Source organism: Aquiflexum sp. (assembly GCF_041749095.1).
Taxonomy (GTDB): domain Bacteria; phylum Bacteroidota; class Bacteroidia; order Cytophagales; family Cyclobacteriaceae; genus Aquiflexum.
In genome coordinates this window covers 1-5,467 of sequence record NZ_JBGTCA010000076.1, presented here as the reverse complement: position 1 = coordinate 5,467, position 5,467 = coordinate 1, and the positions used below count along the sequence as shown (strand labels likewise).

The window sequence follows — 5,467 nt, the reverse complement described above, 5'->3', positions numbered from 1 at the left end:
GCGTCTTATGTCTTGAATCTCCTCAACCAGCTCCGCACTTACTTCCGAAAAATTATTCACAAAATTCAGTGGATTCTGAATCTCATGGGCTATCCCAGCGGTGAGTTCTCCAAGGGATGCCATTTTCTCGGATTGGATAAGCTGGGCTTGGGTGGATTTCAAATCCTGTAATGCTTTACTTAAATTGTCGCGTTGAATTAAAATTTCTGAGGTACGTTCAGCAACCTGAAATTCCAAATTTTCAGCATGGTTGGATAATTGTTCATTTGCTCGTTTAAGGGATTTTGTCATCTTGTTAAAATTCCTTGTCAAGTGCCCTATTTCATCGGGCATACCTATAGGCACAGGAGAAGAAAAATTTCCTTGATTTACTTGCTCCACCCCAATTAATAGTCGTTTTAAGGGCAAAATTAAACTAAATTGAAGGATTTTTGAGAGTCCAACCACCACCACGATAGTCGACAAAATAAAAATGAGAAACAATTTCCGCAGTCCTTCCTGTTGGAGTAGCCTCTGAGGAATATCTGAAGGAACTAATGGTGGAAAGAATACAAGCGTAACAATTAAAAGCACTGAAACTACAGTGAGAAATGTAAACCCCACAACCTTAACCTTGAAATTAGCCGGAAGAATAGAGTAAATAATGTAAATGGTAATTTCAGCAATGTTTCCAAACCAGATTAAAACAAAATAAAACCAGAAACCCATCGGAGAATAGACTCCGAAAATGATGGTTGTAATACTAGGAAGGACATACCCCACTCCAATCACTGTTGCTAGGTATTTGTGGCCCATGGCAACTTTGGAATTCGATTTTCTTAAAATTCCAGCCTTCCGAAGACATACTACCACCTGCCATGAATTCCAAATGAAACCGCTCAAGAAGCCAGCTATTTGCATGGCATTTTCGTCACTTTGATTGTAAAATTCATTATAAATATTAAATCCTACGAATCCGGAAAAATACAAAATGCTCACTTTTAGAATCATTTTGCGTTCTTTGGGAAAAGTATCTTTAATAAAAAGATAACAAATTTGAGTAAGTATTATCAGGGTCCCGGAAAGAGCAGGAGCAAACCAAAAGGATACCTGTAATTGATAAAAAATTGAACCGGTTAAATAGGGGTGTAGGCTTCCCCTCAGCATATCGCCTGAAAACCATGCCACCTGAAAGGCATAATAAAACATCACCCATTTCCTGAGTTTTGTCTTTTCAGGAACGTTTTTGGCGTAAATTAGCATTCCAGTTGTAACCAACACCATTACAAAGGACATTATGGAATTAGTATGTAAAAAAACTGGATTCATGTGGCTTTTTGTTTATCAGTCTTAAATGATTTTTTTAATTAATGGTATATCTTTTTAAACACGGTTTAATGGTAAAGCAAAAATAAACTCAGCACCTTCACCTTCATTTGAGTTGACTTTCTCCAAAGGAGTCCTCACGGACAATTCCCCCCCATGCGCCTTCACAATATCATAACTCAAACTCAATCCCAATCCAGTTCCCTGCCCGGTAGGCTTGGTAGTAAAGAATGGCTGGAAGATTTTGTCTTTGATGGCGTCGGGGATGCCGGGGCCGTTGTCTGAGATGGAGATTTGTACCCACTGCCTCTCGCTACCCCCAGCCCCTAAAGGGGAGCCCTCCCGCTGCTTAGTGGTGACGGTTACTCGAGGTTTGAAACTCTCCAAGGGTTTTAAACCCTTGGAGAGTTCATGAGTGGCTTGAAAAGCATTATTGATGATATTTAGCAGCACCCGCCCGATATCCTGAGGCACCACATTGATTTTTGCAAGGTTTGGATCGAAATCGGTTCTAAAATCTGCATTGAAAGATTTGTCCTTTGCCCGCATGCCGTGGTAAGACAACCGTAAATATTCATCTGCCAAAGCATTGATATCTGTCAGCACTTTCTCCCCTGAACTTGTCCGGCTATGCTCCAACATTCCTTTCACAATCGCATCTGCCCGTTTGCCATGGTGGTTGATTTTTTCCAGATTTTCTTTGACATCTCTCAATATTTCACTTACCAAAGTCTCGTCTCTCGCTTCTCGCTTCTTGGCTCTTTCCTCTTCAATCTCATCCACCAACTCAGCACTTACCTCACTAAAATTATTCACAAAATTCAGCGGATTCTGAATCTCATGGGCTATCCCAGCGGTGAGTTCACCGAGGGAGGCCATCTTTTCAGATTGGATGAGTTGGGCTTGGGTGGATTTTAATGTTTGATGAGCTTTACCAAGTTCACCATAAGCCTTCTCGATTTCTTTTGCATGTGCCAGTTCTTTCTCCCGTGCCAACTCCTGCTCCCGATGAATGATACGCCGCCGCTGAGTACGATCTGCGGTAAATATGATGCCACCCAGCAACACAGCATATATCCCGTAAGCCCACCACGTAGCCCACCATGGTGGATGAATGGTGATAGTAAGTATCTTTTCGGCCCAAACACCTTCACTGCTAGCCGCCTTTACACGGAAAATGTAATCTCCTGGAGGAACTTTAATATAAGAGGCTGTAAGTTCTGATTTAACCTCACGCCAGTTTTCGTCATAATTCTCAAGCTTGTACATATGCCGGTTCAAGGCAGGATTTGTAAAGTGAATTCCCGAAAAACTTAAAGAAAACACATTCTGATTGTGGGCTAATTCAATACCTTCTGCAAGACGTAAAGGATTAAAATACGACCTTTCCCCCTCCGGTAGTAAGGGCTCATCTAATAGCCTAAACTCTGTAAATACAATCTGAGGAGGGTTTGCGTTTGGCATATTTTCTTGGGGTAGTACGGTGAAAAACCCATTATTATTCCCAATATATAGTTGCCCTTTCCTTCCTTTATGGGTTGCAAGGATGTGGAAGTCTTCTGTATTCATGCCCATCTCACTTCCATACATTACGTTTAGGCTTCCATTCTTGTCCAGCTTTGCAAGTCCACCGACGGAGACTACCCAAAGATTTCCCAAGTCGTCATATTCCATATCCATGACATTAGAGAAAATCTGTTTACCTGTTTCCTTATCTGTATACCTCGAAAAAACATCTTTTTGCTGATCATATAAAAATAAGCCCGCTTGCATAGTGCCGACCCAAAGACGGTCTGAAGGGTTTCCTCTGATTTCCGTAATACCATTGCCCCCTAAATAGCGTTTGATATTACCTGTTTTTCGGTCAACCCGGTTTAAACCTGCCCCACCCCACGTACCGACCCATAATGTTCCTTGTGGGTCTTCGTAGATAGCGGAAACAAAATCATTGCTGAGGCTGTTTGCATTGTTAGGATCATGTTGGAATCTGGTAAAAGTTTCTTTTACCGTATCCATCCGGCATAATCCTCCTTCAAGGGTGCCCACCCAAAGAACTCCGTCCCGGTCTTCATGAAGTGCAACAACAGCCCCTTTTCCGATGCTGGTCTTTACCCGGGGATCGTGGGTAAAAAGGGTAAATTTACCGGTTTTAGGATTATATCGGTGTAACCCGATCCAATCGCCAATCCATATCATTCCTCTCCTGTCCATCAGGATTGAAATAAGCCACCCAGTTTCAAGGCTGGAGGGAAGACTGTCTTTCACCTTTATTTCTTGAATAGGTTCTTTGGTTACATTATATACTTTCAGGCCTTTCTGGGTGGCAGCCCATAATTTGCCTTGAGGATCCTCAACAATACCCCAAACAGCTCCTTCGGTGTATTGGTAAGCAAAACTGGATCGGGATGGATCAGTCCGGTGCAATCGCCCACTATATTTACCGGAATACGCAGTACCCATCCATAATATACCCTCCCTAGAACTAAAAACACAACTAAGGCCATCGGAATCCAATCCAATAGAATTATCAGATGATTCAGAAAAATGTTTTATCTTCTTTGTATTCGGGTCATATCGACTTACCCCTGTAGACTGAGCACCAATCCAAATTGCCCCATTAACATCTTCATGGATAAAAACCACCGGTCCGGAATTAGGAGGAGCGCTAAGCTTATCGGGTTGCAAGGGATCATGAAGGTGCCGCATAAATGTGCCCTTCTCCCTATTCATGGTGTGAATACCACCTCCAATGGTACCAACCCAAAAATTGCCTTGGCTGTCCTCCAAAATGGACCTGACGTTATTATCAGTTAAAGATTGCATATCTTCAGGATGGTGGACATAGTGGATGAATGTTCCCATATTTTTATCAAACAGGTTCAATCCTCCTTTTTCTGTTCCTGCCCAAATATTTCCCTTTCGATCTTCGGATAAAACTGCCACGTGGTCATCACTGATACTGGTGCTATTTTGCGGATCATGCTGGTATCGAGTGAAGGAGTCACTTTCAGCATCATACCGATTAAGCCCCTTGGCGGTACCAACCCAGATCACCCCCCTGCTATCCTCCATGATAGTATTAACTTGATTATGGCTTAAGCTTCTGGGATCATTTGGGTCATGGGTGAAGTGGGTGAAAGATTTGGTAACCGGATCGAAACGGTCTAATCCCTCCGTTCCTATCCAAATGAATCCGCTTTGTGAGACAATAATGGCCTCCGTTTTGTTGGAGGCTATGGAATTTGAATTATCAGGATCATGGAAATATGAGTCATAGCTATAACCATCATAACTATGCAGCCCAGCATGCGTAGCGAGCCATAAAAATCCTTCATTTCCCTGGGTTATACCCATTATTGCTTCCCATCTTCCTCCTGGGTGATTTGGATCTATCGTAAATACTGGTTGCTGCTGGCCCTGAACCTTTAATATCACCACAAAAAACAAGATGAAAAACATTCGGAAAGGGAGAAAGTGGCTTTTCATGATTAATTTCTATTAGTTGATAGGAATACCAAATCCTTTAAATTATATAGTTTAGTTTTATTCATTGAGGGATGGTACCCTCATCGATTATTTTGCACTAGGGATTGATTAATGAACAGCGATTGGAAGTTGAATAGTAAATTCGGTGACCTCCCCAACTTCACTCTCCACCTTAATCTCTCCTCCATGTGCCTTCACAATATCATAACTCAGACTCAATCCCAACCCTGTTCCCTGCCCTGTAGGCTTTGTAGTAAAGAAAGGTTGGAAGATTTTGTCTTTGATGGCTTCGGGGATGCCGGGGCCGTTGTCTTTTATTGATATCTCAATTGCGTTTCCGACGTTTTTGGTGGAGACGGTAATTTGGGGTTTCAGACCTGTCAGGTTTTTGAAACCTGACAGGTCTTTCTGTCCACAAGCCTGAAAAGCATTATTAACAATATTCAGTAAAACCCTTCCGATATCTTGCGGTATCACATTGATTTTTGGAAGGTCTGAATCAAAATCAGTGATAAATTCCGCATTGAAAGTCTTATCCTTTGCCCGCATGCCGTGGTAAGACAACCGTAAATATTCATCCGCCAAAGCATTGATATCTGTAAGCACTTTTTCCCCGGTACTGGTTCTGCTATGCTCCAACATCCCCTTGACTATCGCATCCGCCCGCTTGCCGTGG

General features: G+C 42.3%; 3 protein-coding genes. All 3 read right to left on the bottom strand.

The window, feature by feature from the left end; all coding sequences use genetic code 11:
* The coding region (locus tag ACEW8O_RS04450; protein ID WP_373493420.1) for a HAMP domain-containing protein at positions 1-1,167 on the bottom strand (1,167 nt) is incomplete at its 3' end.
* Between the two features lie 195 nt (positions 1,168-1,362).
* Positions 1,363-4,791, bottom strand: coding sequence for a two-component regulator propeller domain-containing protein (locus ACEW8O_RS04445; protein ID WP_373493419.1), 3,429 nt, complete (start codon positions 4,789-4,791; stop codon positions 1,363-1,365).
* A gap of 108 nt (positions 4,792-4,899) precedes the next feature.
* Positions 4,900-5,467 (bottom strand): sensor histidine kinase (locus tag ACEW8O_RS04440; protein WP_373493418.1); only part of this gene is annotated, 568 nt, incomplete at its 5' end.